Annotated in this window: 27 protein-coding genes; 12 read left to right on the forward strand and 15 right to left on the reverse strand. The window is 69.6% G+C overall.

What is annotated here, in order from left to right:
• Positions 1-683 precede the first annotated feature (683 nt).
• Positions 684-1331, forward strand: coding sequence for an MBL fold metallo-hydrolase (locus AB0B82_RS09790; protein WP_360164594.1), 648 nt, complete (start codon positions 684-686; stop codon positions 1329-1331).
• Between the two features lie 28 nt (positions 1332-1359).
• Here the strand turns inward: AB0B82_RS09790 and AB0B82_RS09795 are convergent, their stop codons facing one another.
• Entirely contained in the window at positions 1360-2271 is a 912-nt protein-coding gene (locus AB0B82_RS09795; RefSeq protein ID WP_360164596.1) for an SDR family oxidoreductase, read from the reverse strand.
• A gap of 45 nt (positions 2272-2316) precedes the next feature.
• Here AB0B82_RS09795 and AB0B82_RS09800 point away from each other — a divergent pair, with 45 nt between their 5' ends.
• Entirely contained in the window at positions 2317-3003 is a 687-nt protein-coding gene (locus AB0B82_RS09800; RefSeq protein ID WP_360164598.1) for a TetR/AcrR family transcriptional regulator C-terminal domain-containing protein, read from the forward strand.
• Here the strand turns inward: AB0B82_RS09800 and AB0B82_RS09805 are convergent.
• Positions 3000-4187: an MFS transporter gene (locus AB0B82_RS09805; protein ID WP_360164600.1), complete on the reverse strand. Its 1188-nt coding sequence runs from the start codon at positions 4185-4187 to the stop codon at positions 3000-3002. The genes AB0B82_RS09800 and AB0B82_RS09805 overlap by 4 nt on opposite strands.
• Before the next feature lie 104 nt (positions 4188-4291).
• Here AB0B82_RS09805 and AB0B82_RS09810 point away from each other — a divergent pair, with 104 nt between their 5' ends.
• Positions 4292-5167, forward strand: coding sequence for a hypothetical protein (locus AB0B82_RS09810; RefSeq protein WP_360164602.1), 876 nt, complete (start codon positions 4292-4294; stop codon positions 5165-5167).
• Here the strand turns inward: AB0B82_RS09810 and AB0B82_RS09815 are convergent.
• The 3 genes from AB0B82_RS09815 to AB0B82_RS09825 all read right to left on the reverse strand — a co-directional run bounded on the left by AB0B82_RS09815 (position 5154) and on the right by AB0B82_RS09825 (position 7299).
• Entirely contained in the window at positions 5154-5546 is a 393-nt protein-coding gene (locus tag AB0B82_RS09815; protein WP_360164604.1) for a GNAT family N-acetyltransferase, read from the reverse strand. The two genes, AB0B82_RS09810 and AB0B82_RS09815, sit on opposite strands and share 14 nt — an antisense overlap.
• 84 nt (positions 5547-5630) lie before the next feature.
• Positions 5631-5987 (reverse strand): helix-turn-helix transcriptional regulator, encoded by a 357-nt coding sequence (locus AB0B82_RS09820; protein WP_360164606.1) that lies wholly within the window; start codon positions 5985-5987, stop codon positions 5631-5633.
• 163 nt (positions 5988-6150) lie between these two features.
• Positions 6151-7299, reverse strand: a complete 1149-nt coding sequence (locus AB0B82_RS09825; RefSeq protein ID WP_360164608.1) for a PLP-dependent aspartate aminotransferase family protein — start codon at positions 7297-7299, stop codon at positions 6151-6153.
• A 132-nt stretch (positions 7300-7431) separates the two neighbouring features.
• Here AB0B82_RS09825 and AB0B82_RS09830 point away from each other — a divergent pair, with 132 nt between their 5' ends.
• The gene (locus AB0B82_RS09830; RefSeq protein ID WP_360164610.1) at positions 7432-7944 is read left to right on the forward strand and encodes an Lrp/AsnC family transcriptional regulator; all 513 of its coding nucleotides are present in this window, start codon (positions 7432-7434) and stop codon (positions 7942-7944) included.
• A gap of 163 nt (positions 7945-8107) precedes the next feature.
• Here AB0B82_RS09830 and AB0B82_RS09835 read toward each other — a convergent pair whose 3' ends face one another.
• Entirely contained in the window at positions 8108-9112 is a 1005-nt protein-coding gene (locus tag AB0B82_RS09835) for an LLM class flavin-dependent oxidoreductase (protein WP_360164612.1), read from the reverse strand.
• A 142-nt stretch (positions 9113-9254) separates the two neighbouring features.
• A complete protein-coding gene (locus AB0B82_RS09840) occupies positions 9255-9782 on the reverse strand; it encodes an NAD(P)H-dependent oxidoreductase (RefSeq protein ID WP_360164614.1) in 528 nt (175 codons plus the stop codon).
• A 320-nt stretch (positions 9783-10102) separates the two neighbouring features.
• Here AB0B82_RS09840 and AB0B82_RS09845 point away from each other — a divergent pair, with 320 nt between their 5' ends.
• The 3 genes from AB0B82_RS09845 to AB0B82_RS09855 all read left to right on the forward strand — a co-directional run bounded on the left by AB0B82_RS09845 (position 10103) and on the right by AB0B82_RS09855 (position 14428).
• Positions 10103-12349 (forward strand): helicase, encoded by a 2247-nt coding sequence (locus AB0B82_RS09845; protein WP_360164616.1) that lies wholly within the window; start codon positions 10103-10105, stop codon positions 12347-12349.
• Positions 12350-12998: 649 nt separating this feature from the next.
• A complete protein-coding gene (locus AB0B82_RS09850; RefSeq protein WP_360164618.1) occupies positions 12999-13616 on the forward strand; it encodes a hypothetical protein in 618 nt (205 codons plus the stop codon).
• A 296-nt stretch (positions 13617-13912) separates the two neighbouring features.
• Entirely contained in the window at positions 13913-14428 is a 516-nt protein-coding gene (locus AB0B82_RS09855) for a M23 family metallopeptidase (RefSeq protein WP_360164620.1), read from the forward strand.
• 450 nt (positions 14429-14878) lie between these two features.
• On the opposite strand, the gene AB0B82_RS09860 is transcribed toward AB0B82_RS09855, so the two are convergent.
• Complete coding sequence (locus tag AB0B82_RS09860) at positions 14879-15067, reverse strand: hypothetical protein (RefSeq protein WP_360164622.1); 189 nt, start codon at positions 15065-15067, stop codon at positions 14879-14881.
• Positions 15068-15313: 246 nt separating this feature from the next.
• Entirely contained in the window at positions 15314-16078 is a 765-nt protein-coding gene (locus AB0B82_RS09865) for an SDR family oxidoreductase (RefSeq protein WP_360164624.1), read from the reverse strand.
• 108 nt (positions 16079-16186) lie between these two features.
• Between AB0B82_RS09865 and AB0B82_RS09870 the strand changes: the two genes are divergently transcribed.
• The gene (locus AB0B82_RS09870) at positions 16187-16816 is read left to right on the forward strand and encodes a helix-turn-helix domain-containing protein (RefSeq protein ID WP_360164626.1); all 630 of its coding nucleotides are present in this window, start codon (positions 16187-16189) and stop codon (positions 16814-16816) included.
• Here AB0B82_RS09870 and AB0B82_RS09875 read toward each other — a convergent pair.
• Positions 16807-17640, reverse strand: a complete 834-nt coding sequence (locus tag AB0B82_RS09875; RefSeq protein WP_360164628.1) for a DUF3152 domain-containing protein — start codon at positions 17638-17640, stop codon at positions 16807-16809. The two genes, AB0B82_RS09870 and AB0B82_RS09875, sit on opposite strands and share 10 nt — an antisense overlap.
• Before the next feature lie 102 nt (positions 17641-17742).
• Entirely contained in the window at positions 17743-18228 is a 486-nt protein-coding gene (locus tag AB0B82_RS09880; RefSeq protein ID WP_360164629.1) for a GNAT family N-acetyltransferase, read from the reverse strand.
• A gap of 264 nt (positions 18229-18492) precedes the next feature.
• Here AB0B82_RS09880 and AB0B82_RS09885 point away from each other — a divergent pair, with 264 nt between their 5' ends.
• Positions 18493-19965 carry an LCP family protein gene (locus AB0B82_RS09885; protein WP_360164630.1) on the forward strand — a complete coding sequence of 491 codons (1473 nt, stop codon included), beginning with the start codon at positions 18493-18495 and terminating at the stop codon, positions 19963-19965.
• Between the two features lie 45 nt (positions 19966-20010).
• Here AB0B82_RS09885 and AB0B82_RS09890 read toward each other — a convergent pair whose 3' ends face one another.
• From AB0B82_RS09890 to AB0B82_RS09900, 3 genes are all read right to left on the reverse strand, one after another.
• Entirely contained in the window at positions 20011-20778 is a 768-nt protein-coding gene (locus AB0B82_RS09890; protein ID WP_360164631.1) for an SDR family NAD(P)-dependent oxidoreductase, read from the reverse strand.
• A 51-nt stretch (positions 20779-20829) separates the two neighbouring features.
• A complete protein-coding gene (locus AB0B82_RS09895; protein WP_360164632.1) occupies positions 20830-21537 on the reverse strand; it encodes a VOC family protein in 708 nt (235 codons plus the stop codon).
• A gap of 64 nt (positions 21538-21601) precedes the next feature.
• Positions 21602-22180 carry a TetR/AcrR family transcriptional regulator gene (locus AB0B82_RS09900; RefSeq protein ID WP_360164633.1) on the reverse strand — a complete coding sequence of 193 codons (579 nt, stop codon included), beginning with the start codon at positions 22178-22180 and terminating at the stop codon, positions 21602-21604.
• 103 nt (positions 22181-22283) lie between these two features.
• On the opposite strand from AB0B82_RS09900, the gene AB0B82_RS09905 reads away from it, so the two are divergent.
• Both AB0B82_RS09905 and AB0B82_RS09910 read left to right on the forward strand, forming a co-directional pair.
• Positions 22284-23861 (forward strand): ABC-F family ATP-binding cassette domain-containing protein, encoded by a 1578-nt coding sequence (locus tag AB0B82_RS09905; RefSeq protein WP_360164634.1) that lies wholly within the window; start codon positions 22284-22286, stop codon positions 23859-23861.
• Positions 23848-24684 (forward strand): virginiamycin B lyase, encoded by an 837-nt coding sequence (locus AB0B82_RS09910; protein ID WP_360164635.1) that lies wholly within the window; start codon positions 23848-23850, stop codon positions 24682-24684. Before AB0B82_RS09905 ends, AB0B82_RS09910 begins: the two co-directional genes overlap by 14 nt.
• 3 nt (positions 24685-24687) lie before the next feature.
• Here the strand turns inward: AB0B82_RS09910 and AB0B82_RS09915 are convergent, their stop codons facing one another.
• Complete coding sequence (locus tag AB0B82_RS09915; RefSeq protein ID WP_360164637.1) at positions 24688-25683, reverse strand: aldo/keto reductase; 996 nt, start codon at positions 25681-25683, stop codon at positions 24688-24690.
• Positions 25684-25804: 121 nt separating this feature from the next.
• On the opposite strand from AB0B82_RS09915, the gene AB0B82_RS09920 reads away from it, so the two are divergent.
• A complete protein-coding gene (locus AB0B82_RS09920) occupies positions 25805-26647 on the forward strand; it encodes a helix-turn-helix transcriptional regulator (protein WP_360164639.1) in 843 nt (280 codons plus the stop codon).
• Positions 26648-26679 lie beyond the last annotated feature (32 nt).

Genomic DNA, 26679 nt, shown 5'->3' on the forward strand with positions numbered 1-26679 from the left:
CGCGGGCTTGAACAAGCAACGGCGGGCGCCAACAGGCAATAACAGGTGCACTCCCACCGTCTCCTGTTCACAGCCCGCAACAGGTGGCGCGCGACGGACACGGGAGGGGCGTTCATGACCGCCACGAGAAGGGCGCGTGGTGCCGTTCGTCCGGGGAGTCCGGCAGGCCGTACCTCGGCAAGCCGCGGGCTTGAACAAGCAACGGCGGGCGCCAACAGGCAATAACAGGTGCACTCCCACCGTCTCCTGTTCACAGCCCGCAACAGGTGGCGCGCGACAGGCACGGGAGGGGCGTTCATGACCGGCACGAGAAGGGCGCGTGGTGCCGTTCGTCTGGGGAGTCTGGCAGGCCGTGCCTCGGGAAGCGGTGGGCGTGGACAGGTAATAACGTGTGCACTCCCACCGTTTCCTGTTCACGCCCCCGACAGGTGGCGCACGCGCGCCGTATTCTGTTCCGGCCTCCCAGCCTGGGGCCGGGGCCTGGCAGAGCTGGGGTTTCCGATGGATGGGACGGTTTGTCGGCCGTGGATGTGACTGTGTTGTGTGATGCGGTGGCGGTGTTTCCGGAGCGGGTTTCGGAGGCGTTGCCTGGGTGGGGTACGGCGGAGGGTGAGTGGACTCGGCAGGTGGTGCCGGGGAATGTTCGGGGTGCGGGGTGGTTGCTGCATTTCCACAGTTACCTGGTGGCCGGGGATGACGGGCTGGTGCTCGTGGATGTGGGGATCGGGCCGGCGGGCGGGTTGGCTGCGGAGTGGTTGGGGGTGAGTGGTCGGCTGCCCGAGTTGCTCACGCAGGTGGGGGTCGAGCCGGCGGACGTGGATGCCGTGGTGGTGACGCATGTACATCTGGACCACGTGGGATGGGCGTCGGACGGCGCGCGGCCCGCGTTTCCGAAGGCGGAGTACGTCGTCCAGCGCGCCGAGGTCGAGCACACGCGGACCGCACCGACGTACGAGCAGCTGATGCGGCCGATCGAGGAGACCGGGCAGCTCCGCACGGTCGACGGCGAGGCGACGATCAGCGGGCTGAGGTTGCTGCCGACGCCGGGCCACACGCCAGGCCATCAATCGGTGATCACCGAGCGCGCGATTCTCGGCGGTGACGTGCTCGTGCATCCCGCCCAAGCACGGTGGCCCGAGCTGACGTACGTCTACGAAACCGACCCCACGGTCGCCACCACCTCACGTCGCGAGTTACTGCAACTGGCGGCCACGACCGGCAGACCGATCGCGGCCGCCCACCCGCACACCCCGCTCGACGTCGGCGCCGACCTGTCGATCACCCCTCGCCCCGCGACCTCGACCGACGCCTGCGCGCCGTACAGAATCTAGGCCGAACAAGCTCGAGGTTGTCCAAGCTCTAGCGATATCCCGTCGTATCCGCGGGCTTGCCCGCGTTTTGAACCTCGACGATGTAGCGCCACGCGTCCGGTCGGCTGCCGTCGAGGTCGGTGAAGCCGTACAGCTGGGCGAGTTCACCGCTCGACGTCGACTTCCCGTTCCAGCGCCGTACGTCGGGATCCGCGGCCAGCGCCGCCACCGCGCGACCGACGTACGACGGGCTCTCGGAGATCGCGAAGTGCGGGATGCGTTCGGTCGCGTCGCGCCAGTTGTCCTCACCGACGCCGAATCCTTCGAGCATCGCCTCGGACCGCAGCCACCCAGGCGTGAGCAGTACGGCGGTCGCGTCGTACTTGTCGAGCTCGTGCGCCAACGCGAACGCGACCCGGCTGACCGCGCCCTTTGCGACGTCGTAGAAGAACGAGACCCGGTAGTTCTCGGCGTTGAACTCGTTCGTGCCGTCGGTCATCTCGATCACCAGCCCGCCGGGTGACTTGATCAGCAGCGGCAACGCGTAGTGGCTCGTGATGATGTGCGTATTGACGCCGAGCTGCAGCAGCCACAGGCCGCCCTCGAGATCGCTCTCCCACACGGTCTTGTCCCATTCGGGCTCGCCGTGCTGACCCCAGATGTCGTTCACCAGGATGTGCAGCGCGCCCTGCTCGCGATCGATCCGCTCGACCAGCTCTCGCACCTGCACCGGATCCAGATGGTCCACCGGTACGGCGATCCCGCGACCGCCCGCCTTGTCGACCAGCTCGGCCGTCTCCTCGATCGTCTCCGGCCGATCCATCTCCGAGCGCTTCGCCCGCGTGCTCCGACCGGTCACGTACACGGTCGCGCCGGCCGCGCCGAGCTCGACCGCGATCCCACGTCCAGCTGCCCGGGTCGCCCCGGTGACCAGTGCCACCTTCCCCGCCAACGGCTGCATGCCACTCCTTATCCATACGTTGTACGATTATGTATCATACGGCGTATGGTTACTGGTGGCAAGCGCTCCGGACGCCCGCGGGCCGGCGAGGAGCGGCTGAGCCGGGAGGCGATCCTGACCACCGCGCTCCGGATCGTGGACGACGAGGGCATCGACGCGCTGACCATGCGGCGGCTGGCGGCCACGCTGCGGGTCAACCCGATGTCGCTGTACCACCACCTGCCGAACAAGGCCGCCGTCCTGGCCGGCCTCGCGGAGCTCGTGTTCGCCGGGCTGGAGCTGCCCGACCCAGGCGATGCCGTGCCATGGGACGAGCAGCTCAAGACGGCTGCCCGCGCCTACCGCGACGCCCTCCGGCAACACCCGAACCTCGCGCTCCAGGTGCTGTCCGATCCGTCCGCGGTGTCGAACGTCGTCGTGGTCACGATGGAGCCGTTCTACCGAGCGCTTGACCGCGCCGGCCTCACGCCACGGCAGATCTTCGAGGCCGCGAACACCCTGATCGACTTCATCCACGGCTTCAGCCTCGGCGAGGCGTCGGTACGCGCGGACACCTTCGAGCTCGCCCCGGACCTGCTCACCCGGGTCCGCGCGCTGCCCGCCGACAAGTCGCCGACACTGTCCCGCATCGTCGCCGAACTCGGCGAGGACGGACTCGCCTACGACTTCGACGCCGGCTTCGAATCCGGCTTGTCAACGCTGACGGCAGGCATCGCCGCAACGGCGCACTAGGTCTGCACCGGATCGCGTGCGGCCGGCAGCGCGGCCGGGATCACGAACGCCGTCATCAGCAGCGGTAGGGTCAACCCCGCCACAAGGGTCGAGATCGTGAACCACACCGATCCGAGCGCGAACCCGCCGTACACCGCGATCGCCGCGAACTCGCCGAACAGCCCCGACACCGAGGTCACCGTCGCTCGCGCCGGGCCGGTGATCGCGTCCTGCAGACGCGCCTCGGACACCACGATCACCAGTTGCAAGGCGCCGTATCCGAGTGCGATCGGCAGGAAGCCCCACGCCGAACCACTCAAGGCGCCGACAGCCATCAGCACCGCGACCACCGCCGTACCGATCGCGAAGGTTGCTGCGGGCAACCGATACGCCGGACCTGCGAGCGCGCCTCCGATCGCCTGCGCCGCAACGGTTCCGGCGATCAGCAACGGGATCACACCGGTCGTCGCACCGGTCTCCCGGGCGAGCAGCGGGAAGTACTCGTCGAACGACAGGAACCCACCCAGTACCGCGACCAGGACCACGATCCGTCGTACGGCGCGACTCGTCAGCACCTCGGTCACACCCGAGCGGATCATGTGCAGGTAGTTGCCGAACGCCGCGCGCGCACCCGGCTCGTCGGATTCCCGTGCGGCCTCGACCGGACGCGCTTCAGGCAACGACCACGCGACGAGCGCCTGCATGAGGCAGCTCACCACGCTCACCACACCGGCCAGGACGTAACCACCCAGGCCGAACAGCGGTGCCGCGAGCGCGGTCGCGGCGAGGTTCATCACGAACGACGCGGAGCGCGCGCGGCCGAGCAGCGTCGGGAAGTGCGCGGTACGCTCCCGGGCCGCGAGTTCGTCGTACACGAACGCCTCGTACGTGCCCGAGATCAGCGCGGACGACATCCCCCACAGGACGAAGCCGAGCGCGAATCCGGCGTACGACGGCAGCGTGATCCAGGCGGCGTAGCCGACGGCGCTGAGCAGCGCACCGAGGATCAGCAGCTTGCGTCGCGAGTAGCTGTCCGCCCAGGCACCGGACGGCACCTCCAGGACGAACCCGGTCGCCGACCAGATGACGAACAGCGTCGAGATCTGGGCCGCCGACAGTCCGTGATCGGCGAACAGCAGCTGGTACAGCGGGTAGAGCGGGATGAAGTCCTGCAACGCCTCGAAGGCGATGATCCGGACCGACAACCCTCGGTCAGCGCGTCAAAGATGCGGGCTCGGAAGTCTCATGCAGACGACTGTACGACAAAATTCAGGCGCGAAGGAGGCGAAATTTCCGTCACAGTAGGCCGATGGGAGACGTCACCGATCGGTTCTGGTCCAAGCTGCCCGCGGGCAGCCGGGACGCACTCGTCGACGGGCTGAGCCAGTCCGAGCTGCAGTCCGTCCTGCTCGACGTACTGCGGGAGCGCGCGGCCAAGGTGACGCCGGCGCGGCTCCTGCAGCGCTGGCAGCAGGACCGGTTCGTGCGGCCCGCCGACGTCTCGCCGCGCGAGCTCGTGAGGACTCAGCAGCGACTGTGGGGGCTGCTGCCGTCCAGCTTCGACGGTGTGCAGTTGTCTCCGGTCACCCCGCTCGGCACCTGTTCGGCAGTCGCGCCGATCAACCAGCACCAGGTCCTCAGCACGATCCGCGGTACAGAGGTCGCCAGCGATCCGACGAACGAGCTCGCGATCGAAGCCGCCGTACGGCGTCGCGCCGGGCAGGACCGCGTCCACCTGGCCGCCTGTCAGCGGGTGGTGCGAGCCCAGCGGTTCGACGGGCCGGGGATGACCGCGCACTTCGAGCTGTTCGTGCTGGTGTCGAGCGCGCGGGACACCGGGTCGTGCCGGACCGAGGCGGAGTTGCTGACCGAGCACCTGCGCTTCTGGCAGGCCGTGCTGGGCGCGAAGGCCGAGCTCACGTTCACGATGTTCGCGGAGTCCGCGCTGCGCGAGCGGATCGAGGACACGGTGCAGCCGGCGCTCGACGTCGCCTTCACCGAAGACACGGCGCGGACGAAGAGCGCGACGTACTACGCCGGTGCTGCGCTCGGCATCGGCGTCGGCAGCGAGGGACTCGGCGACGGCGGCTTCACCACCTGGACAGCCGACCTGCTCGGTGACGCGAAGGAGCGTTGCCTGACGTCCTGCATCTCCACCGAGCGCCTGACCGTCATCGGAGCCTGAGCAGCCCCGCGTCGGTCGGGCGAAATCCGCAGGCGTCCTCGTAGAATGGCTTCAGGTGTGGCTCGTAGTCGACATGCAGCCACTCACAACCGGCCTCCCGCGCCTGCTCGGCCGCGGTCCGGACGAGCTGTTTGCCGATGCCCTGCCGACCGTGATCGGGATGGACGGCGGTGTCGAGGACGAACGCGTGCGCGCCGCCGTCCCAGCACACCTGCACGAACCCGACGAGCTGATCGTTGCTGAAGGCCCCTACCCAGGTCAGCGCCCAGCGCTCCAGCTTGTCCTTCCACGGCTGCACGTCGACCGCACTCTCGAAGGCGGCCGCATGCAACGCGGACAACTCCCGATCGTCGACCTCGAACCGTACGACGTACTTCACAGCAGCTCCAACGCGTTGCGCTCCACGTAGTACGGCATTGGGTCAGGCCATGCGCACCGACGGGACCGAATTTCGCCGGACGTCCTAGGCGACGAGGGTGTACGCCGTGGCGGGCGCGGAGTAGGCGCGCGGGCCGGACGGGATGCGGTGGGCGGCGCGGTCCTCGACCCGAATCGCGGCCGTCTGCAGCCGGACCGGGAGCGTGGAGCGGACCGCGGTGGTGAGGTCGAACTGCACCTCGGCGAGCAGGTCGGACAGCTCCAGGTCGAGCGCCCGGCAGATCGCGGCGAGGATCTCCGAGGACGGCTCCTTACGGCCGCGCTCGATCTCGGACAGGTACGGCACCGACACCTGGGCCACTTCGGCGAGCTCGCGCAGGGTGATGCCCCGCTCGTGCCGCAGCCGGCGGAACACGTTCCCGATCACCTGGCGTAGCAACACGACTGGCCCTCCTCGCCTCCGGATCTCCTGTACCGAGTGTGCCATCCCCGGTCGCCCACCCACCCCAAATCTGCCCTGAGCAGAACGCCCCGGCAACCGACTTTGTGCACCAGATCCGTACTTTCACGCTCGAAAAGTACGGATCTGGTGCACAAAGTGGCGATTACGCGAGGGCTTGGGCGAGGTCGGCGGTGAGGTCTTCGGGGTCCTCGAGACCGAGGCTCAGGCGGAGGAGGTTGTCGGCGGGCTTGGCGTCCGACGCGACCAGGCGGTGGGTGAGCGCGGCCGGGTGCTGGACGAGCGTGTCGACGCCACCGAGCGAGACGGCATGGGTGATCAGCTTCAGACGGTTCGCCACGCGGGACGCAGCGTCGTACCCGCCGGTCACTGTGAACGCGAGGACCGCACCCGGCCCGGCCTGCTGACGGCCGATCAACCCGGCTGGATCGCTGAGGCCCGGGTAATGGACGCGCTCGACGTTCGGCTGCGCGGACAGCCAGTCCGCCACCTTGATCGCGGTTGCCTGCTGCGCCCGAACTCGGACCGGCAGCGTCTGCAGTCCCCGATGCAGTTCGTACGCCGCCAGCGGATGCAGCAGACCACCGGTCACAGCGCGGATCTGCCGAAGCCGGCCGACCCACTCCACGCCGGCCGCGACGACGCCTCCCATGACGTCGCCGTGGCCGCCGAGGTACTTGGTTGCCGAGTGCAAAACCAGACTCGCCCCGTGCCGCACCGGCTGCTGCAGGACCGGCGTCGCGAACGTGTTGTCCACAAGCACCGGTACGTCGCCGGCAGCCTTGACCACAGCGGCGATGTCGACGAGGTCGACGGTCGGGTTCGCCGGGGTCTCGAGGATCACCAGGCCGGTGTCCGGGCGGACCGCTCCAGCGACGGCACTCGGCTGGACGTACGTGACGGTTGTCCCCAGGAGGCCTGTGGACAACAGGTGGTCGGATCCGCCGTACAGCGGCCGTACGGCGACCACGTGCGGTCGGCCGGCCGCGACGGTGGCGAGCAGGCACGCGGTGAGCGCGGCCATGCCCGAGCCGAAGGCGACCGCGCCGTCGGTCTGCTCGAGTTCGGCGAGCGCGTTCTCGAAGCGGGCGACGGTCGGGTTCCACAGGCGCTGGTACACGAGGCTGCCACCGTCGGGTCCGCGGCCCTGGGTGAGCGCGTCGTACGACGCTCCGCCCGCGTCGACGTCCGGGAGCGGATAGGTGGTGGACAGGTCGATCGGCGGGACGTGGACGCCGAGCGCGGCCAGGTCGTCGCGGCCGGCGTGTACCGAGCGAGTGTCGAGTTGGGTCATCGCTGCCTCCTCACCAGAGTTGTGGGTGAGGATGGAATCTTCTGCGAATCTCCCGCAAGAGTTCCGAAGAAAATTCGTCCACAGGGTCATCCACACGCTGTGGATTCTGTGGACGAGTTCTACAGTGGGGTCATGCCGAAGGATCGTCGGAGCCCCGGGCCGGCGCCCCGGGTCGCGCCGGGAGCCGGTTCGGACGGGCTCGACGAGGTGGACCGGACGCTGGTCGCGCTGCTGGCCGCGGACGGGCGGATGCCCAACAACGCGCTCGCCGAAGCCGCCGGGATCGCGCCGTCGACGTGCCTGACGCGGGTGCGCTCGCTGCGGGAGCGCGGGGTGATCCGCGGGTTCCACGCCGAGGTGAACCTGGCCGCGCTCGGCCGGCCGCTCCAGGCGCTGATCGCGATCCGGATCGGCGCACACTCGCGTGACGAGATCGACCGCTTCCGCCGGAAGGTCCCGACGCTCCCCGGCGTCTTGTCCCTGTTTCACGTCAGCGGCGCCAACGACTACTTGCTGCACGTGTGCGCAGCCACTCCCGATGCGCTACGGGAGTTCGTCCTCGATCACCTGACCGCGGACCCGGCCGTGTCGCATGCCGAAACCAGCCTCATTTTCGAACACGTGCGAGGCACCCCGGCTGGCTGACGCGGTCCCCGACCAGACGGCGGCCCTCGTCGCCATGAGCTCGCGGCCAGGCGGACCTCCACCACCCACCAACCTCACGCCGGCCGGCCGACTCACGCTCAGACAGGCCGAAACACCCGCCGTTCGGGCGGGTTACTGAGTGGTGCAGGTCCGCGGGGCCGGATCAGCGGGGCTTGAGGCCCCAGGCTTGGGCGAGGAGTTCGAACGAACGGCGGCGTTCGGCCGGGTTGTGGACGGCGGTGGTGATGATGAGTTCGTCGGCGCCGGCTGCTTCCGCGCGGCGGCGGAGGTCGGTGGCCACCTGGTCGGGCGTCCCGACCGAGACGAGGCCGGCCCATTCCTCGACTGCGGCCTCTTCGGCTTCGGACCACGGGTACTCGGCGGCCTCCTCCGGCGACGGCAGCGGACCCGGACGCCCGGAGCGAAGCCGGAGCATGGACAGTGCGTTCGCACGAGCCAGCTGCTGCGCGCGCTCCTCGGTCTCCGCGACGATCGCCGCCAGCGCAAGGATCGCGTGCGGCTCACCGTCGTGGCCGAGGCGGCGGTAGTCGGCCTGGTACGCCGAGATCACGCCGGCCGGATCGAGTGTCCCGAAGTGACCCGCGTACGCGAACCCGGTCCCGAGCGCGGCGGCCGCCTGACCGCCGTACGTGCTCGAACCGAGGATCCACACCGGCGGCAGCGATACGTCGGACGGCTGCGCGGTGATCGGCTCGAACGGATGCCCCGCGGGAAACCCTTCGGCGTAGGCGCGCAGTTCCGCGTACTGCTCGGTGAAGTCGTCCGCGCCGAGCGCCTCACGACTGCGCCGCAACGCGAGCGCGGTGCGCTGGTCCGTGCCGGGGGCGCGCCCGATGCCGAGGTCGATGCGGTCCGGATACAGCCCGCCGAGGACGCGGAACGTCTCGGCGACCTTCAGCGGTGAGTGGTTCGGCAACATGATGCCGCCGGAGCCGACGCGAATCGTCGACGTCGCGGCCGCGACCGCCGCGATCATCACCTCGGGCGTCGAGCTGGCGACGCTCGGGATGTTGTGGTGCTCGGCCAGCCAGAACCGGTGATAGCCGGCCGATTCGGCGGTGCGGGCGAGTTCGATCGTTTCGTGCAGCGCCTCCGACGGCCGGGTACCTGTCGGCACCGGCGAGAGATCGAGCACGGACAGGGGCATCGGTTCGGCGCTCACGTGGAGGGCCAACTGCCGGGGTGGACGTCGTATTCCCGGCGCCGTCCGGACCTCCAGGTATGCAGAAGTGCCCCCCCGAGACCCCGAAAGGGGGTCGAAGCGGCACTTCTGCATACCTGGAGGTCCGCTAAGCGGGGTAGGGCATGGCCGCACGGGCGTCGCGCAGTGAGCGCGCCCACCACGCGAGCTGACGGAGCAACGCGGCCGCGGCGGCGGACGTGGTCGGGTCGGCCGGTTCGCCCTCCGCGGTGAAGTCGGATTCGCGGAAGCCGAGGCTGTCGCGGATCGTCGCCGCGTGCAGTTCGCCGAAGACGAGCCGGAGCTGCTCGGCCGCGCGCAGTCCGCCCGAGCGGCCGCCGTACACCACGAAGCCGACCGGCTTGGCGTACCAGGGCCGGCGGACGGCGTCGATCGCCGTCTTCAGATCGCCCGGGTACGCGTGGTTGTACTCGGCCGTGACGATCATCACCGCGTCCGCGTCGTCGATCCGGCCGGCCAGTTCGTCCAGCTGCAGCCCGCTCAGGTCGATCAGGTCGAGTTTGAACTCGTCGGACCGCTCGACCTCGCGCGCGAACCAGCGCGTGACCGTCGTCCCGAAGCGCCCGGCGTCGAGGGCGCGCGTCAGGACGACGAGCCGCAGCGGATGAACAGTCACGGTCAGCGACGCTAATACCTCAACATCGCTTGAGGTCAAACCGTCTCAGAACCAGGTGGCGCGGTCGAGAAGACCTGACGCGCGGTACTCGCCACACTCGCTCGGGTCCGCGCCACCCCGTCGCCGCACACGACCGAGTGCCCCCTGCCGCGCAGCGGACCGGTACCCCGGGCGCAAACCACCGCCGAATCCGCCAGCCGGACGCACTTCAGCGATGGCGAAAGGAGGGTTAAAATCAAGGATTTGTGGCTGCCGCCGGGAGAATTCCAGAAATGCGGCCTGAAAACCAACGGGACGTATTTTAACACAAGGAACAGGAATTGCCGAATCCACTCGATGCCGAACAGGCACACCTGACCACCTTCTACGCCGCGCTGGACGCCGAGCGCGCGCGGACGGAGGGCCGCGTCACCGAGGAGCAGCGCATCAGCACCCGGAACGCGCAGGCGCTGCACCAGCGCGACGGCCGGATCCGTGACCTCAAGCTCCGGCAGGCGCGGCTGAACGCCGCCGAGGAAGGTCTGTACTTCGGCCGCCTGGACACCGCCGACGGCGAGGTCCTGTACCTCGGCCGGATCGGCCTGCACGACGACGACTACGAACCGCTGCTGGTGGACTGGCGTGCGCCGGCCGCGCGGCCGTTCTACATCGCGACCGCGGTGGCGAACCACGGCGTCGTCCGTCGCCGGCACATCCAGACCCGGCTGCGGAAGGTGGTCGACGTCCAGGACGAGCAGCTCGACCTGGGTCGCGAGGCAGCAGACCCGTCGAAGCCCGGTACCGGCGTGATCGGCGAGGCCGTGCTGATGAAGGCGCTGGAGGCGCGCCGGACCGGCCGGATGGAGTCGATCGTGCAGACGATCCAGGCCGACCAGGACCGGATCATCCGCTCCGAGCTCCCCGGAATCCTGGTCGTCCAGGGCGGCCCGGGCACCGGGAAAACCGCGATCGCGCTGCACCGCGCGGCCTTTCTGCTGTACACGCACCGCGAGCAGCTGGAAAAGCGCGGAATTCTCGTCGTCGGGCCGAACGCGGCATTCCTGCGATTCATCGGCCAGGTGCTGCCGTCGCTCGGTGAGGACGGCGTCCGGCTGGTCACGATCGCCGAGTTGTTCCCCGGCGTGACCGCGACCCGTCCCGAGTCGCCGGAGAGCGCCGAGGTCAAGGGCCGCACCGTGATGGCCGACGTCGTCGCGAAGGCGGTCGCCGATCGGCAGTGGATCCCCGAGCGCCCGGTCCGGGTCGTGGTCGACCGTACGCCGCTGCTCCTGGCGCCGGACGTGTGTGCGGCGGTGCACGCCCGCGTCCGCAACCGCAACCTCACCCACAACCAGGCGCGCCCGTTCGTCCTCAACGAGATCACGGACCACCTCACGCAGCAGTACGCCGATGCGATCGGTACCGATCCACTCGACGGCGAGCAACTGCTCGACGAGTACGACCTGGCCGAGCTGCGCAGCGAGGTGCTCGCCGAGCCCGCCGTCCAGGCGCTGCTCGACAAGCTCTGGCCGCTGCTCAGCCCGCAGAAGCTGCTCGAGGACCTGTACGGCGACGAGGACCGGCTCGCGTCCGCGGCACCGCAGCTGTCCGCGCTCGATCGCGAGCACCTGTTGCGGTACGGCGACGACTGGAGTCCGGCCGACGTACCGCTGCTGGACGAGGCCGCCGAGCTGCTCGGCGACGACGGGTCCGAGGCCGCGCGGGAGCGGGCGGCGCGAGCGCGCGCGGTCGCGTACGCCCAAGGCGCGCTCGACGTACTGACCGGGTCTGGGTCCACCGACTTCGACGAGGACGACGAGGCGGAGATCCTGACCGCCAAGGACATCCTCGACGCGGAGGCGTTCGCCGAGCGGTTCGAGGCCGACGACGACCGGACGCTGGCCGACCGCGCGGCGGCCGATCGGCGCTGGACGTATGGTCACGTGATCGTCGACGAGGCACAGGAGCTGTCGCCGATGGCGTGGCGGGCGATCGCGCGGCGCTGCCCGCTGCGGTCGATGACGGTGGTCGGTGACGTGGCGCAGACGAGCTCGATCGGCGGCGGTACGACGTGGTCGTCGGCGCTCGGGGAGACGTTCGGCGACCGGTGGCGGCTGGCGGAGCTGACCCTGAACTACCGGACGCCGGCCGAAGTGATGGAGCTCGCGAACGCCGTCCTGCGCGCGGTGGATCCGTCCGCGCGGGCGCCGCAATCGGTCCGTTCCACGGGCGTGAAACCGTGGTACGCCGACGTACCGGCGGCCGAGCAGGCGCTGTACGTGTACAAGTCGGTGGCCGAGGAGTCGGCGTACGGCGAGGTCGGCGTGATCACGTCGCGCAGCCGGCTCGAGCTGATCCAGGAATCGGTCGACGGGTTGAGCGGCGTCACCGTCCTCACCGCCCGCGAGGCGAAAGGCCTGGAGTTCGACTCGGTCCTCGTCGTCGATCCTGACGGCATCGTGATCGAGTCCCCGCGCGGCCTTCGCGACCTGTACGTCGCCCTCACCCGCTGCACGCAACGCCTCGGTGTCATCGGCGCACTACCCGACGTACTCGAGGACTCCCCCGCCTGGGAAACCACCCGCTGAGTGGACTGCGCCACAACCCGCACGGTCCTACTGTCGGGTCATGGACAAGCCGTTGAGATGCCGGCTCCTGCTGCACAAGTGGAAGACCGAACGGAACGAAGAAGGACAGCGCTACCAACGCTGCCTGAGCTGCGGCACGACCCGCGACAAGTTGTCCCTGAACGACTTCGGGGCAGGTACTTAGTCTCTGCTGACTTGATGTGTGGGTGAGGCCAGTGCGCAGCGGCGGCGCACACACCCGGCCACGCCGACCGGCGCCGTCCGCCGGGTTCACACCAAGCCTGCACCGCTGAGCCTCCGAAAACTCTCCTAGCTAGGAGAGTTTTCCGCCCGGCAGTGGAGGATTCTCCCCTCCATACGCGGAAAAACCCTCCAACGATCGACGGCTTGGGCAGCCCCCACGCCCTCATGGCCCCAGCCATGCCTCGCCCCGGTCATGCCTCACCCCGGCGGTCACCGACCAACCCTCCTCCGGCAGAACCCGTCCCACACATCGGTCAGAAGGCCCGGTTGTCAGCTGTACCCCCGACGCCGAGGCCTCGGGCATGGACAACGAAAAGTGACGAGGCTTCAATGGCTGGCGGGGGGAATCATGAACGGAGAAGAGCACGCACGTACGCATGATCAGCAGCGCGACGACTGTGGGAACGTGACCTTGGCGGTGCTGGCGGGAGTGGCTGTCGGCGGCATCCTCGTCCTGCTGACCTGGCTCATCGTGTTGCTGACCAAGGAGGACTCGTCGCGTGCGGCGAACACACAGCCGCCCGCTACCGCTCCGCCGGCCGCGGTGGCAACCGCGACAGTGACGGAGACCGTTGCACCGAAGGCGACACCGCAGCCGAAGCCGACGGCGAGCAGCGCGCCGAGCGCTGCTCCGGCGGGAATGGACGTGCGGACTTTACCGCCCGGGTTGTTCTGCAGGGATCTGAACGCCAAGGGCTACAGCTACGTCGCCGCCGTGGAGTACTGGCGCCTGCACGGGCAACCGGATCAAATGGATGCCGACCGCAACGGAATTCCGTGTGAGACCGTCTACACCCGCAGCGCCGTCGCCGCGTACTGGAACGGGCGGGAGATCAGCGGGATCACCTTCTGGCCGAACGGCCTGTACTGCCGAGACCTCTTCGCGCGCGGCGCATCGTACGGCGAGGCGGTCCGGTACTGGTGGTACTACGGGATGCCGGATCGGATGGATGCCGACAAGAACGGCGTACCGTGCGAGACGGTGTACTCCGCGGCGACGGTCAACGACTTCTGGTCTCCGTGAGGCGGCGGACCGGGGCTGCCTTTCTGGCGGCGGTGGTGATCGTGAGCGGCGGCGGCATCCTGGCGCTGTCTGCGGCGGGCGTGTTCGACACCCATTCCAACTCCGGAGCGCCCGACACACCTCGGTCGCCGGGCACACAGAGCACACCGGCCTCACCGAGCACGCGGACTGCACCGACTGCACCGACCGCGGACGGCTCGCCGCCAACCCGACTCACAAGCGCGCCGCCACAGACCAGTCCGGCGCGTCCGACCACGACCAGCAGCACCGCGCGGCCGGCGCCGGAGCGCGGGTACGTGTTTCCCGTCGCGGGCTGCCGCGCGGACGCGTCGCAGACCCATCACGACTACCCGGCGTCGGACATCTTCGTCGACTCCGGATGTCGCTTCGTCGCACCGGTCGACGGGCGGGTCGACGAGGTGACGCGCGTCGACACCTGGGATCCGAAGACCAATCGGGGTCCCGACCGTGGCGGGCTGTCGGTGTCGGTGGTGGGAGTCGACGGCGTCCGGTATTACGGCTCACATCTCGCCGCGATCCAGCCTGGAGTCGCGCCGGGCGTCACCGTGCGGACCGGACAAACGCTGGGCCGAACTGGCAAGTCCGGCAGCGCCCGGTACACACCGCCGCACCTGCACTTCGGAATCAGCTGGCCGACGGGGACCGGTGTCTGGTGGGTCCGGCGCGGTGCAGTCTCGCCGCAACGCTTCCTGAACAGCTGGCGGCGTGGCGACCACCTGTCCCCCGCAGCCTCGGTCGAAGCGGCCCACCGCAAGTACGGCGCGGACCGCGGCTGCCGGTCGTACTGCTGACAAACCGGACCGCTGAACAAAGCCGGACCCCGCTGAACAAAGCCGGACCGCTGAGCAAGCCCGGACCCCGCTGAACAAAGCCGGACCGCTGAGCAAGCCCGGACCCCGCTGAACAAAGCCGAGCCGCTCAACAAAGCCAAGCCACTGAACAGAGCCGGGCCGCTGCACAAAGCCGAAACCTTCCCGGACAAATCCACCGGTACCGCAAGAACGTGAAAAACGTTCGCACCGGACCTGGGGGATCCGGTGCGAACGGGTTTGTCAGGCGCAATTGCAGGAGAAATGGGCGGCAAGCGAGGGGCAGAGCGCACACGCTCGCTTGCCGCCGAATCACCGGTCCTTCGGTTGGTCGAGGTGAGGCGACTCGACCTGGCGACGTTCCGCGTGGGTTGTCTGGTGAGTGACGGAACGCCGGAAGACACCGGAGGCCCGCTCAGGGGCAAGGCACCGTCAGCGCGGTGCCACGTCCCACATGCGCTCGCCGGGCAGGGGGTCGGGGAGCTTGTCGACGGTCGGCATCGGGTCGTTGGTGACCCGGAGACCGGCGAATCGACGGCTCATGGCTTCTGCGTACCGCTCGGCCAACGCCGGCTCGGCGTTGTAGTCGGCGATCACGTGCTCACCGAACCAGACACGCACGCGTCGGCGCTCTACGGTCTGGGTGGCGGTGGCGGTTGTCACTGGTCCTCCTGGCTGTTACATCGAGGGGTGGACGGCCTGGAAAACGCGGGCGAGCGCGGTGCCGGTGCGCCGTGTTGTGTTCACCGTCACGTCAGATCCAACGGAGATCGCCGAGCCGAGGTCACGCCCGAATCCGGAAATTCTGGACCCCGGGCAAAACTTTTCCGGACCAGCCAGGGTCCATTTGTTCGCGACTGTGTTCGATTACCCGAACGGACCCCGGACGGACACCCCGCCGTCCAGCACGAGCCGCTGCCCGGTGACGTACGCCGCCGCGTCCGACGCGAGGTAGACGACCGCCCGCGCGACCTCCTCGGACCGCCCGAGCCGGCCGACCGGAATCTCCTCCACGACCTCGCCGTCATCGTCGGCGTTGGCGACAGCGGTGGCGATCGCGCCGGCCGCCGCGACGTTCATCCGGATCCCGTCCCGCGCGTACTCGGCCGCGACCGTGCGGGCCAGACTGAGCAGGCCGGCCTTCATCACGCCGTACGCCGCCTGTTCGGGCGCGGCCATGAATCCGGTGACCGACCCGACGCTGACGATCGCCCCGCCGGTGCCCTGCTCGAGGAACACCCGCAGCGCGGCGCGGACCGCGCGGGCGACGTACCGCAGGTTGACCTCGTAGATCGTGTCCCAGTCCTCGTCGGCCATCTCGTGCAGCTTGACCGCGGGCACTAACGCGACCTGCCCGCCGACCACGGTGACCAGCACGTCGAGACCGCCGAGCCGCTCAACCGCGCCCGTCACCATCGCTTCGACATCGCGCGCCGATCGCACGTCACCGACCAGCGGGTACGCCGTACCGCCGCGCGATCGCACCGCTTCGGCCGCCTCGTCCGCGCGGGCCGGATCGCGGTCGACGACGACCACCGCGGCGCCTTCGTTGCCGAAGGCCTCGGTCGTCGCGCGGCCGATACCGCCGCCTCCGCCGCCGATCACCAGAGCTCGTTTCCCGTTCAGCTGCATGGCCGGAGGGTAGAGCACGCCGAGGACCAGCTTCACGACTCAGATTCACAGGGTTTCCTCAGGAACGACGCGCCGAAGCTGTCAGAAGCGGTCCGTACGCTGGGTGACGTGACCATCGAAGACGCTGCAGTCAGGCCATCGACGGACGAGTCCGGGGCGCTGGGGCCCGAAGGCGACCGGGTTGCGGCGAAGACCCTGGTAGTGCCCGAGCGCGTGATCGGCGGAGTGATTCCGCCGCCGGTGCAACCCGGGTCCGCGGGGATCGCGGCCGTGCAGACCGAGCATCTGATCGGTGACATCAGCGACGCGTTGCGTCTGCTCGACGCGGTGGAGCGCCTGCGTGGGCACGCGAATCCGCTGATCGTCGGCCTGCAGGAAGCGGTCGGGATCAAGATGCCGGCCGCCCTCGTGCTGAGCGCGATCTCGAACGGCCGCACCACCGCGGCGGAGGTCGCGCGGCAGGTCGGCATCACCACCGGTGAGGCCGAGCTGGCGATCGCCGACCTTGAGGCGCTCGGCCTGGTTCGGACGACGCCGGAGCCGGCCGTCACCGCGATGGGGCAGGCCCGGCTCTCGCAGCTCGAGGGGTTGACGGTCCGGGTCCTCGACGTGATCACCGGCATCCTCGGCCCGGCCGACGCCGCCCACTTGGTCCGACTGCTGCACACGGTGGCCGACGGTTTGGAGTCCGCCGCGGTGGCCGCCGCGGTGAACCCGCAGGCGATGGTTCAGGCCTGAGGCACCGGGTCGTCGTACTGACCCAGCCGACCCATGTAGCGGGCGCCGTTCAGGTAGGGCCACGCGTAGGCGGTGCAGCCGTGCAAGCCGAGGGTCTGCTGTTGCATGACGGGCGCCGGCTGACCGGGCCCGGGGCAGAGTTCGTGGCCGCGGCCGAGCCGGTGGCCGGTTTCGTGGTTGATCATGTATTGCCGGTACGTCGTCAGCGGGGCGCCGTACTGCGGGACGCCGTGCACCCAGCGCGCGACGTTGAGCACGACCCGCTTCCCGATTCGGCAGCTCGTGTACCGATCGGGCGCCGCACCGCAGATCGCGTCCCGGGTTTCCGGCGTCACCAGCATCACCGTGAAGTCAGGTGTCGTCCCCGGGCCGACCTGCTGGAATCGCCACAGCCGGTGGGACGCCCAGCCTTGAGGTGCGCCGTAGGTCGCCCGGACGAACCGCGCGAACGCCGCCCGGTCGATCCCGGTGATGCCGTTCTCGATCGAGATCTGGAACCGCATCAGCCGCCCGGCCCGCCCGATCACCGCGGGATCCGCGGGCAGTACGCGGAACGTCTGCGGCCCGGCCATCGGGTACGAGATCACCTCTGCAGGCTTGACCGGCGGGCGCTGCGAGGCCACCGACCGCCCCGGCGCCTCACCCGTGCCCTGCGGCGATGACTGGGGAGACTGGGGCGACGATTCGGCAGCCGCCGGTACGACGTCACGCTCCGGCTGACCGTGTCGCGCGAACGGGCTGGTCGGCAGCTGCAACAGCGCCCCGGTCACCACGATCGCCGCGACGGTGACACCGATCGTCCTGACAGCACTGCGAGCACGCATCCGGTGAGCTCCTCACACCACACCCCCGGCGGGCGCGGCCTCACTCTCCTCTTGTCACTGTGCCCCGAAACCCTTCTCGATCCACAGCGGCTGCCCTGCTGCCTAGGCCCGGGTGGTACGGAAGCGGAGCGTGGGATAGCGGGACTCGGTGAAGCCGAGCTTCCGGTAGAGGTCGGCACCCTCGTCGGTGGCGTGCAGCTCGACCTGGCCGACGCCGGTCTCGTGCTCGAACCACTCCATCAGCGCGCCGACGCACGCCCGCGCCAGGCCGCGGCGGCGGAAGTCCGGGTGCGTGCTGACGTTGTAGAGGTGCCCGCGCAGTGTCGTCACGTCACGCGGGCCGGGCGGGTGTTCGTGGACGTCGCCCGCCGCACCTGCCACCACGCCAAAAGCCGGGTCGTCCACGACGAAGGCCGCGAACCGGTCGGGCGCGGCGAGTTGCTCGGCGAACCAGGCCTGAGCGCGGATCCGCCACGGCGCGTCCGGTCCGCCGAGGTCGTCCCCCATCGCCGCCAGCATCAGGCCGCGTAAGTGGACCAGCGACTCCGCATCATCCGGCTTCGCGCGCCGTACGTGAATGTCGATCACTCGGACGATGATGCCAACTTTTTGCATCCGTCGTGAATCGAAGAGGGCATGGCCCCGAGCAGAGCGTCCCGCGCGCGCCGGTCCACCCCACCCCGCTCACGTGCCCACCACTCGCAGGCCCACCGCCCACCGGCCCACCACTCACAGGCCCACGCCTCACAGACCCACCATTCACAGGCCCACCGCGCACCGGCACAACGATCCGGCACACGCCGCTCCGGTGGACGTCACACGGACGCGCGCCGGCCAACCGCGATCGGGGCGTTGGCGATCGCGCTCTTCGGTCTCCTCCTCCCGGGTACGGCGTACCTCGTCGCGCGCCGGATCAAGCTCGGGACGACGTTGGTCGTCCTGTGCCTCACGGTGTACGGCGCGGCGGCGTACGTCGGCCTGCGGCAGCGGGACGCGGTGATCACGTGGGCGCTGGATCCGTCGCTGCTGCTGTGGATGATGGTCGGCCTGTCCGTGGCCGGGCTCGCGTGGATCGTCGTGCTCATCACGTCGTACAAGATGCTGCGCCCACTGACCGCCGGTCCGGGGACGCGGCTGGCCGGGGCGCTGGTCGTCGGCGCGGTCTGCTTCGCGATGACCGTGAGTACGGCGACTGGCGCGCAGACGCTGATCGCGCAGCGCAGCCTGATCACCAAGGTCTTCGGGGACGACGACACGAAGAGCCAGACCAGGCCGTCGCTCTCGTCGACGAAGGATCCGTGGCAGCAACTGCCGCGGCTGAACGTCCTCCTGCTCGGCGCCGACGACGGCGCGGATCGCGACGGGACCCGGACCGACACGGTCATGGTCGCGAGCATCGACACCAAGACCGGCAACACGTCGCTGATCTCACTGACCAGGAACTTCATGCGGATGCCGTTCCCGAAGGACTCGCCGCTTTACAAGATCTACCCGACCGGATTCTGGGACCCGAACGGTGACAAGGAGCAGCCGGAGTTCTACCTGGACGCGATGTACCGCAACATCCCGGCCAAGCACCACGGCATCCTCGGCCCGTCCGACAACGAGGGCGCCGACGTCCTCAAACTGTCGGTCGGCGAGGCGCTCGGACTCCGGATCCACTACTACGTGCAGATCAATCTCGCCGGGTTCGCGCAGCTGATCGACGCGCTCGGCGGGATCACCGTGAACATCAACTACCCGGTCCCGGTCGGCGGGAACGACGACAAGAAGATCCCGCCCAGCAGGTACCTGCAGCCCGGACCGGATCAGCACCTCGACGGTCCCGACGCGCTCTGGTTCGCCCGCGGGCGGTACCGGGTGCCGACGGCGGACCTGGCCCGCCAGGCGCGGCAGCGGTGCACGATCAAGGCGATCGTCGAGCGCGCCACCCCGCGGAACGTGCTGACCAACTACCAGGCGATCGCGGCCGCGGGTGAGCAGCTGATCCGCACCGACATCCCGGACCGCCTGCTCGGCCCGCTGGTCACGCTCGGGCAGCGGGTGAAGACCGCGAAGATCACCAACATCGACCTGGACAAGAAGAAGAACTTCCCGAACGGCCGCAACCCGAACTACGCCGGGATGCGCGAGATCGTCGCGAAGGCGCTCGATCCGGCGTCGGCCCGCGGAACCACGACGCCGCCGGCCACGGCCGCCCAGCCGAAGACCACGCCGAAAACCACGCCGAAAACCACGCCGAAGACCGCTCAGCCCAGGACGACCAAGCCCGACACCGGCGACCTGACCTCGGCCTGCGCCTACAACCCCGGCCCTCCGGGGTGATCACCCCGACCGACGTGATCGGGACGTCGGCGTGATCGGGTGTGGTCAGGCGTAGCGGACGCCGAGGCCGCCGTCGACGGCCCAGTTCGCGCCGGTGACGAATGCGGCCGCGGACGAGGCGAGGAAGCAGACCACCTCGGCGACGTTCTCCGGCGTACCGATCCGGCCGAGCGGGTGAACACCGAGCGCCTTCTCACGCTCACCGGGGATCGTGTCGAAGAACTCCTCGAGCAGGTCGGTCGAGATGTAGCCGGGGCTGACCGCGTTCACCCGGACGTCGTACTGCGCGACGTCGAGCGCGAGCGATCGCGTCATCCCGACCAGGCCGGACTTCGCGGCGGCGTACGGGAACATGCCGGCCGTGGTCAGCTTGGAGTGGATCGAGGCGATGTTGACGATCGCGCCGTGCCGGGCGTCGATCATCGGTTGCAGCACCTCGCGCGACATCAGGAACGCGCCCTTCAGGTCGACGTCGAACACGTCGTCCCATTCGGCCACCGACATCTTCGCGGGGTCGGCGTACGAGTTCTTGCCGGCGTTGTTGACCAGCACGGTGATGCTGCGGCCGAGTTGCTCGGTCAGCGCGCCGACCGCCTGCCGGACCGACACCTCGTCGGTGATGTCGCCGACCGCGGCGGCCACCGTCGCGCCGGCCTCGGTCAGCTCCGCAGTGGTCGCCTCGAGCGCGTTGGGCAAAATGTCGACGAGCGCGACGGCGGCACCCTCCGCGGCCGCCTTCACCGCGACCGCTCGCCCGATCCCGCGGGCGGCGCCCGTCACCAGCACAACCTCGTTCGCCAACCGACCAGTCACCAAAGGCCTCCTCGACTAGGGCTCCGGCACGACCCTAAGCCGAAGTCGTGGTCAGCCGAGCGGGGTGGTCAGGATGCAGAACTCGTTGCCGTCCGGATCGGCCATCGCGACCGCGCCGGCACACCCCTGACCGCTGTCGAGCCGGGTCGCACCGAGGGCCACCAACCGCTCGACCTCGTCGTCCACGGAGTCGCCGGCGATCAGGTCGAAGTGCATCCGGTTCTTGGACAGCTTCGGTTCGACCGGCGGGCCGCCCCAGGCGAGCTTCGGTCCACCGGACGGCGCCTGGATCGCGGTCTCCTCGTCCTGGTCCCAGACCAGCGGCCAGCCGAGCGCCTGGCTCCAGAAGACCCCGACCGCCCGCGTCCCGTCGCCGGCCAGCTCACCGAGGAAGGCCGTGTCCTTGAGGAAGTTGTTGCCGAACTCGATGACACAGAACGCGTTGCCCTCGGGATCGGCGAGCACGATGTGCCCCTCCTCCGGCAGCTGCCCGACGTCGAGGTGCCGGCCGCCGAGCTCGAGCGCCCGTGCCACGGTCTCCTCCTGCTGCCCGGCCCGGTCGCTGGTCAGGTGCAGATGGATCTGTTCACGCCGGCCGTCGACGTCCTCGCCCGGAAGGAACCGCAGCCGGAAGCTGGTGCGTTCGTCCGGTAGAAGGTCGGTGCCGTCCTGCTGCCAGTTGAGGAGACGGGCCCAGTAGCCGGCCAGTACGTCGGGATCCTTCACGTCGATCGACAGCGCGTAGAGCGTGGCACTCACGTGGATCTCCCATCGGCCGGTGAGCTGCCAAGGTAGGGCGGCACCGACCAACGCCGCAAAGCAATTAGCGGACCGATGCAGCCGCGATCCGGGCGTGCTGGTCGGCCTCGTCGCGCGTCATCGGCTGCCGCAGCAGAACGAGCTGGTGATAGAGCGGCGCGGTCGCGGTGAGCAGCAGTCGGTGCGCGTCGACGTCCGCCGCCACTTCGCCGCGGTCCACGGCCCGCCGGACGACGAGTGCGGTGCGCTCGTAACGATCCGCCCAGAAGCGGGTGAGTGCCTCGGCCGCTTCCGCCGTACGGAAGGACGCTGCGATCACCGCCTGGGTGATGGACGGCCGGGCGGTCAGCGCGGCGTGCACCTCCCGGTTGACGGCCATCAGGTCAGTCTCGAGCGAGCCGGTGTCGGCGGGCTCCCAGGCGTCGTCGGCACCCGCGGCGAGCAGGTCGACCAGCAGACCGGACACGTCCTTCCACCGCCGGTACAACGTCGTGCGGTGGACGCCGGAGCGCGCCGCGACCGCGTCGATCGTGAGCCCGTCGTACCCGTGCTCGGCCAACTCCGCCTCGACCGCGGCGAGCACGTCCGCGCGCACTCGCGCAGTTCGTCCGCCCGGCCTACTTGCGCGCACCCCATCCGTCATGGCATCATCTTAACGCAACATCCGTCGCATTAGGGAGTAGCCAGTGATCTTCTGACCCGCCGTTCGCTTCCGTACGAACCCGCGAGAGGTCAGGAGGATCCTCATGTCTACCCAGCTGTCCCTGCACGACGTCACGAAGTCCTACGATCACCGTCCGGTGCTCGACCGGATCAGTTGCGCCTTCCCGCCCGGGCAGGTCAGCGGCCTGATCGGCGAGAACGGGTCCGGCAAGTCGACCCTGCTGCGAATCCTGGCCGGTCTCGAACCGGCCACCGACGGGACGGTGCATGCCGCCGGCAGCATCGGCTTCCTTGCCCAGGACAACCCGCTGCCGCTCGATCTCGACGTCCAGGCGCTGGCCGATCACGCCCTCGCCGACCTGCGCCGGATCGAGGCCCGGATGCGTGAACTCGAAGGCCGGCTGTCCGCGGGCGACCTCGACGTCCTCGAGGAGTACGGCGAGCTTCAAACCGTCTTCGAGGTGCGTGAGGGGTACGACGCAGACGCGCGGTTCGCCCGCGCGACGCACGGCCTCGGGCTGTCGACGGTGCCGGGCGATCGGCGGCTGGCGGAGTTGTCCGGCGGCGAACTCGCGCGGTTGCACCTGGCCGCAGTACTCGCGTCGTCGCCGGAGATCCTGCTGCTCGACGAGCCGACCAACCACCTGGATGTGTCGGCCGCGACCTGGCTGGAGGACCACTTGCGGTCCCGGCGCGGTACGACGGTTGTGGTCTCGCACGATCGCGCGTTCCTCGAACGGGTCGCGTCGACGTTGTTCGAGGTCGACGGCGACACGCACCGGATCACGCGGTACGGCAACGGTTACCAGGGCTACCTCACCGAGAAGGCGGCCGAGCGGGCGCGCCAGGAGCAGAACCGGCAGCAGTGGGAGGACGACGTCGCGGAATTGCGCGCGCTGGTCCGGACGACCGCCGACCGGGTCGCGTACGGACGACCGATGAAGGACAACAACAAGGTGGCGTACGACCGCGCCACGGGTCGCGTCAACGAGGCGGAGCGGAGCAAGATCCGCAACGCGAAGGAGCGGCTGCGCCGGCTGGAGGAGGATCCGCCGCCGGTTCCGGCGAAGCCGCTGCGGTTCACGGCGTCGCTGCGGACGACCGGCGCCGCGGCGGGGCTCGATGCCGTCGGTGTCGCGGTCGCGGACCGGCTGCGGCCGACGTCCCTCGAGGAACCTGCGGGCGGCCGCGTACTCATCACCGGGCCGAACGGCGCCGGCAAGTCGACGCTCCTCGACGTCCTCGCCGGCGCACTGGAACCGGACTCCGGGTACGTCGACCGCCGCGGCCGAATCGGCTACCTGCAGCAGGAGACGACCGAGCCGCGACCGGACGAGACGCTGCGCGCGGCCCTCGCCCGTCATCCCGGCACCGCTGGTCTCGGACTGTTCCGTCAAGAGCAGTTGCAGACCCGGGTCGGTGCGCTGTCGACCGGTCAACGTCGACGGCTTGCGTTGGCGCGTGTGCTCACTACGCCGTACGACGTACTGCTGCTCGACGAGCCGACCAACCACCTGTCCCTCGTCCTCGTGGAAGAACTCGAGGCTGCGCTCAACCGGTACGCCGGTGCACTGGTCGTCGTCAGCCACGACCGCCGCTTCATCTCGCGCTGGCGGGGAACCATCGTCGACCTGAAGGAGAATGCATATGTCAGTCACTGAGTTCAAGGTCGACGGCGCACCGTACGGCGTGGTTGCGGCGGGCAACGAGGTGTGGACGACGCTGGTCCACACCGGTCGCGTCGCCACCGCGTCAGGGCGGGTCTTTGATCTCGACGCACCGGGGTCGCGCCCGAGCGTGATCGTCGACGGCCCGGACGATGCCGTCTGGTTCTCCCGCAACGGCGACGAGCGCATCGGGCGGATCTCGTACGACGGGACCGTGTCGGCGATCGATGTGGCGGGCGCGCCGTACGGGCTGTGTGTCGGTCCGGACGGCGCGTTGTGGTGCACGTTGATGAGCGCCGACGCGATCGGGCGGATCACACCGGACGGCGACGTGACGACGTACCCGATCGGAGCGACCGGGACGTTCCCGGCGATGATCACGACGTACGCCGGCGATCTGTGGTTCACCCTCAACCAGGCCGGCGCGATCGGCCGGATGACTACGAACGGCGAGGTCACGACCTACCCGCTGCCCACGACGGGAGCCGGGCCGGTCGGGATCAGCGCGGGTCCGGACGGCGTCTGGTTCGCCGAACTGCTCGCGAACCAGGCCGGCCGGATCACCGCCGACGGGGACATCAAGGAGTACCCGCTCCCCGCCGACGCCAAGCCGCATGCCGTGGCGGCGACCGCGGACGGCGGCTGCTGGCTGACGCTGTGGCGCTCCGGTGCACTGCTGCGATTGGATGCTGGCGGCAACATCATCGCCGAGCACCCGCTGGGCGACGGATCCGAGCCGCACGGCTTGACGGTCGACGCGAACGGCTCGGTCTGGGTCGCCCTCGAAACCGGCGCTTTGGCTCAGATCAGGTTGTGACGGTCAGTTGCCGACGCCGAGCGTCGACATGAACACGGCCGGGTAGCGGTCCCCGCGGGCGGCGCCGCGGGGAACCGCCTGCTCGATGGTGGCCAGGTCGTCCGCCGTGAGGTCGACCTCGACCGCGGGCAGCGCCTCGTGCAGCCGCTGCCGCGTCCGGGCGCCGACCAGGGGAACGATGTCGTCGCCCTGGGCGGCGACCCAGGCGATCGCCAACTGGGCCACCGTGCAGCCCTTGCGCTCGGCAACCTTGCGCAAGGCGTCGACGAGCGCGAGATTGTGCTGGACGTTCTCACCGGTGAAGCGTGGGCCGGCGGCCCGCGAGTCGCCGGGGCGTGGGGTGCGGTCGGCGGTCCAGTGACCAGAGATCAGTCCGCGGGCGAGGACGCCGTACGCCGTCAGCCCGATGCCGAGCTCACGCAGCGTCGGCAGCACCTCCGGCTCGATCGCCCGGGACAGCAGCGAGTACTCGATCTGCAGGTCGGAGATCGGGTGTACGGCATGCGCCCGGCGGATCGTCTCCGCGTTCACCTCGGACAGCCCGATCTGGCGGACGTACCCGGCCTCGACGAGATCCTTGATCGCACCAACGGTTTCCTCGATCGGTACGGCGGGATCGAGCCGGGCCGGCCGGTAGATGTCGATGTAGTCGGTGCCGAGCCGGGTGAGCGAATGCGCGAGGAACGTCTTCACCGCGGCGGGCCGCCCGTCGAATCCGAAGAACTGGTTCCCCGGTCCGGCGAGCATGCCGAACTTCACGCTGAGCTGGTAGCTGTCGCGCGGCCGCCCGCGCAAGGCCTCGGCCAGCAACAGTTCGTTGTGGCCCATGGCGTAGAAGTCGGCGGTGTCGAGGAGCGTGACGCCGGCGTCGAGCGCGGCGTGCACGGTGGCGATGCTCTCGCCGCGGTCGGCTTCGCCGTACGCGCCGGACATTCCCATCGCGCCGAGGCCGATGGCGGACGTGGTCGGGCCGGTCTTGCCGAGGGTTCGGGTCTTCATGTGAGCTCCTTCGTTGCGTTTCCTCCACCCTCGGTCGGGTACGGCGGGCGCGGTAGCGGAGCGTTCATCATGGGAGCGCCGCTCCCTGGTTGGTGTCCCGAGCGCGAGGCAGCATGGAGTCATGCAACGAGACGAGCTCGCCGATTTCCTCCGCCGGCGCCGGGCGGCGATCCGGCCGGCCAACGTCGGGTTGAGCGTGAACCCGCGGCGACGGACCACCGGTCTGCGCCGTGAGGAGGTCGCGATGCTCGCGGGCATGTCGGTGGACTACGTCGTCCGTCTCGAACAGGGCCGGAGCAGCCAGCCGTCGACACAGTTGCTCGCGGCACTGGCTCGGGCGTTGCGGTTGTCCGACGACGAGCGTGACCACCTGTTCCACCTGGCCGGGCACCGGCCGCCACCCGCGGACGGCGTCGCGCGGCTGGCCCGCTCCGGCCTGATCCGGCTGCTCGACCTGCTCGGCGACACCGCGGCGATGGTGCTGTCCGATCTCGGCGAGGTGCTCGCGCAGAACCGGATGTCGGTCCTGCTGGCCGGCGACCTCGCGGATCTCAACGGCGACCGGCGCTACCTCGCGTACCGCTGGTTCGTCGATCCCGACGGCCGCGACGGCTGTCCGCCCGAGGACAGGGACCACCAGTCGCGTCAGGTGGTGGCCGACCTGCGCGCGGTGGCCGGCCGTCGCACGGGCGATCCGCTGGTCGCCGGGCTGATCGAGCGTCTGCAGGCCGCGAGCGAGGAGTTTCGTACGTTGTGGGCCGACCACGAGGTCGCCGTACGCCGGGCCGACCGAAAGGCGATCCTGCATCCCGAGGTCGGTCGCCTGCTGATGGACTGCGAGACCCTGATGACCCCGGATCAGGGCCAGGAGCTGCTGGTCCTGACCCCGGCCGACGACGAAACCGGCAACCGGCTCGATCTGCTCCGGGTCGTCGGCACTCAGGAGTTCCCGGCGACCAGGTAGTGAGAGGTTTCACCCGCGCGAGGGATCCGTCG

Origin of the sequence: Kribbella sp. NPDC048915, from assembly GCF_040649595.1 — a bacterium.
GTDB lineage: Bacteria > Actinomycetota > Actinomycetes > Propionibacteriales > Kribbellaceae > Kribbella.

Coding starts and splice junctions, on each gene's coding strand:
- AB0B82_RS09795 (WP_360164596.1), bottom strand. CDS start 2,271: ATGCAGCCGTTGGCGGGGAAGGTGGCACTGGTCACCGGGGCGACCCGG.
- AB0B82_RS09800 (WP_360164598.1), top strand. CDS start 2,317: ATGGTTACTGGTGGCAAGCGCTCCGGACGCCCGCGGGCCGGCGAGGAG.
- AB0B82_RS09810 (WP_360164602.1), top strand. CDS start 4,292: ATGGGAGACGTCACCGATCGGTTCTGGTCCAAGCTGCCCGCGGGCAGC.
- AB0B82_RS09825 (WP_360164608.1), bottom strand. CDS start 7,299: ATGACCCAACTCGACACTCGCTCGGTACACGCCGGCCGCGACGACCTG.
- AB0B82_RS09830 (WP_360164610.1), top strand. CDS start 7,432: ATGCCGAAGGATCGTCGGAGCCCCGGGCCGGCGCCCCGGGTCGCGCCG.
- AB0B82_RS09835 (WP_360164612.1), bottom strand. CDS start 9,112: ATGCCCCTGTCCGTGCTCGATCTCTCGCCGGTGCCGACAGGTACCCGG.
- AB0B82_RS09865 (WP_360164624.1), bottom strand. CDS start 16,078: ATGCAGCTGAACGGGAAACGAGCTCTGGTGATCGGCGGCGGAGGCGGC.
- AB0B82_RS09875 (WP_360164628.1), bottom strand. CDS start 17,640: ATGCGTGCTCGCAGTGCTGTCAGGACGATCGGTGTCACCGTCGCGGCG.
- AB0B82_RS09900 (WP_360164633.1), bottom strand. CDS start 22,180: ATGACGGATGGGGTGCGCGCAAGTAGGCCGGGCGGACGAACTGCGCGA.
- AB0B82_RS09905 (WP_360164634.1), top strand. CDS start 22,284: ATGTCTACCCAGCTGTCCCTGCACGACGTCACGAAGTCCTACGATCAC.
- AB0B82_RS09910 (WP_360164635.1), top strand. CDS start 23,848: ATGTCAGTCACTGAGTTCAAGGTCGACGGCGCACCGTACGGCGTGGTT.
- AB0B82_RS09915 (WP_360164637.1), bottom strand. CDS start 25,683: ATGAAGACCCGAACCCTCGGCAAGACCGGCCCGACCACGTCCGCCATC.
- AB0B82_RS09920 (WP_360164639.1), top strand. CDS start 25,805: ATGCAACGAGACGAGCTCGCCGATTTCCTCCGCCGGCGCCGGGCGGCG.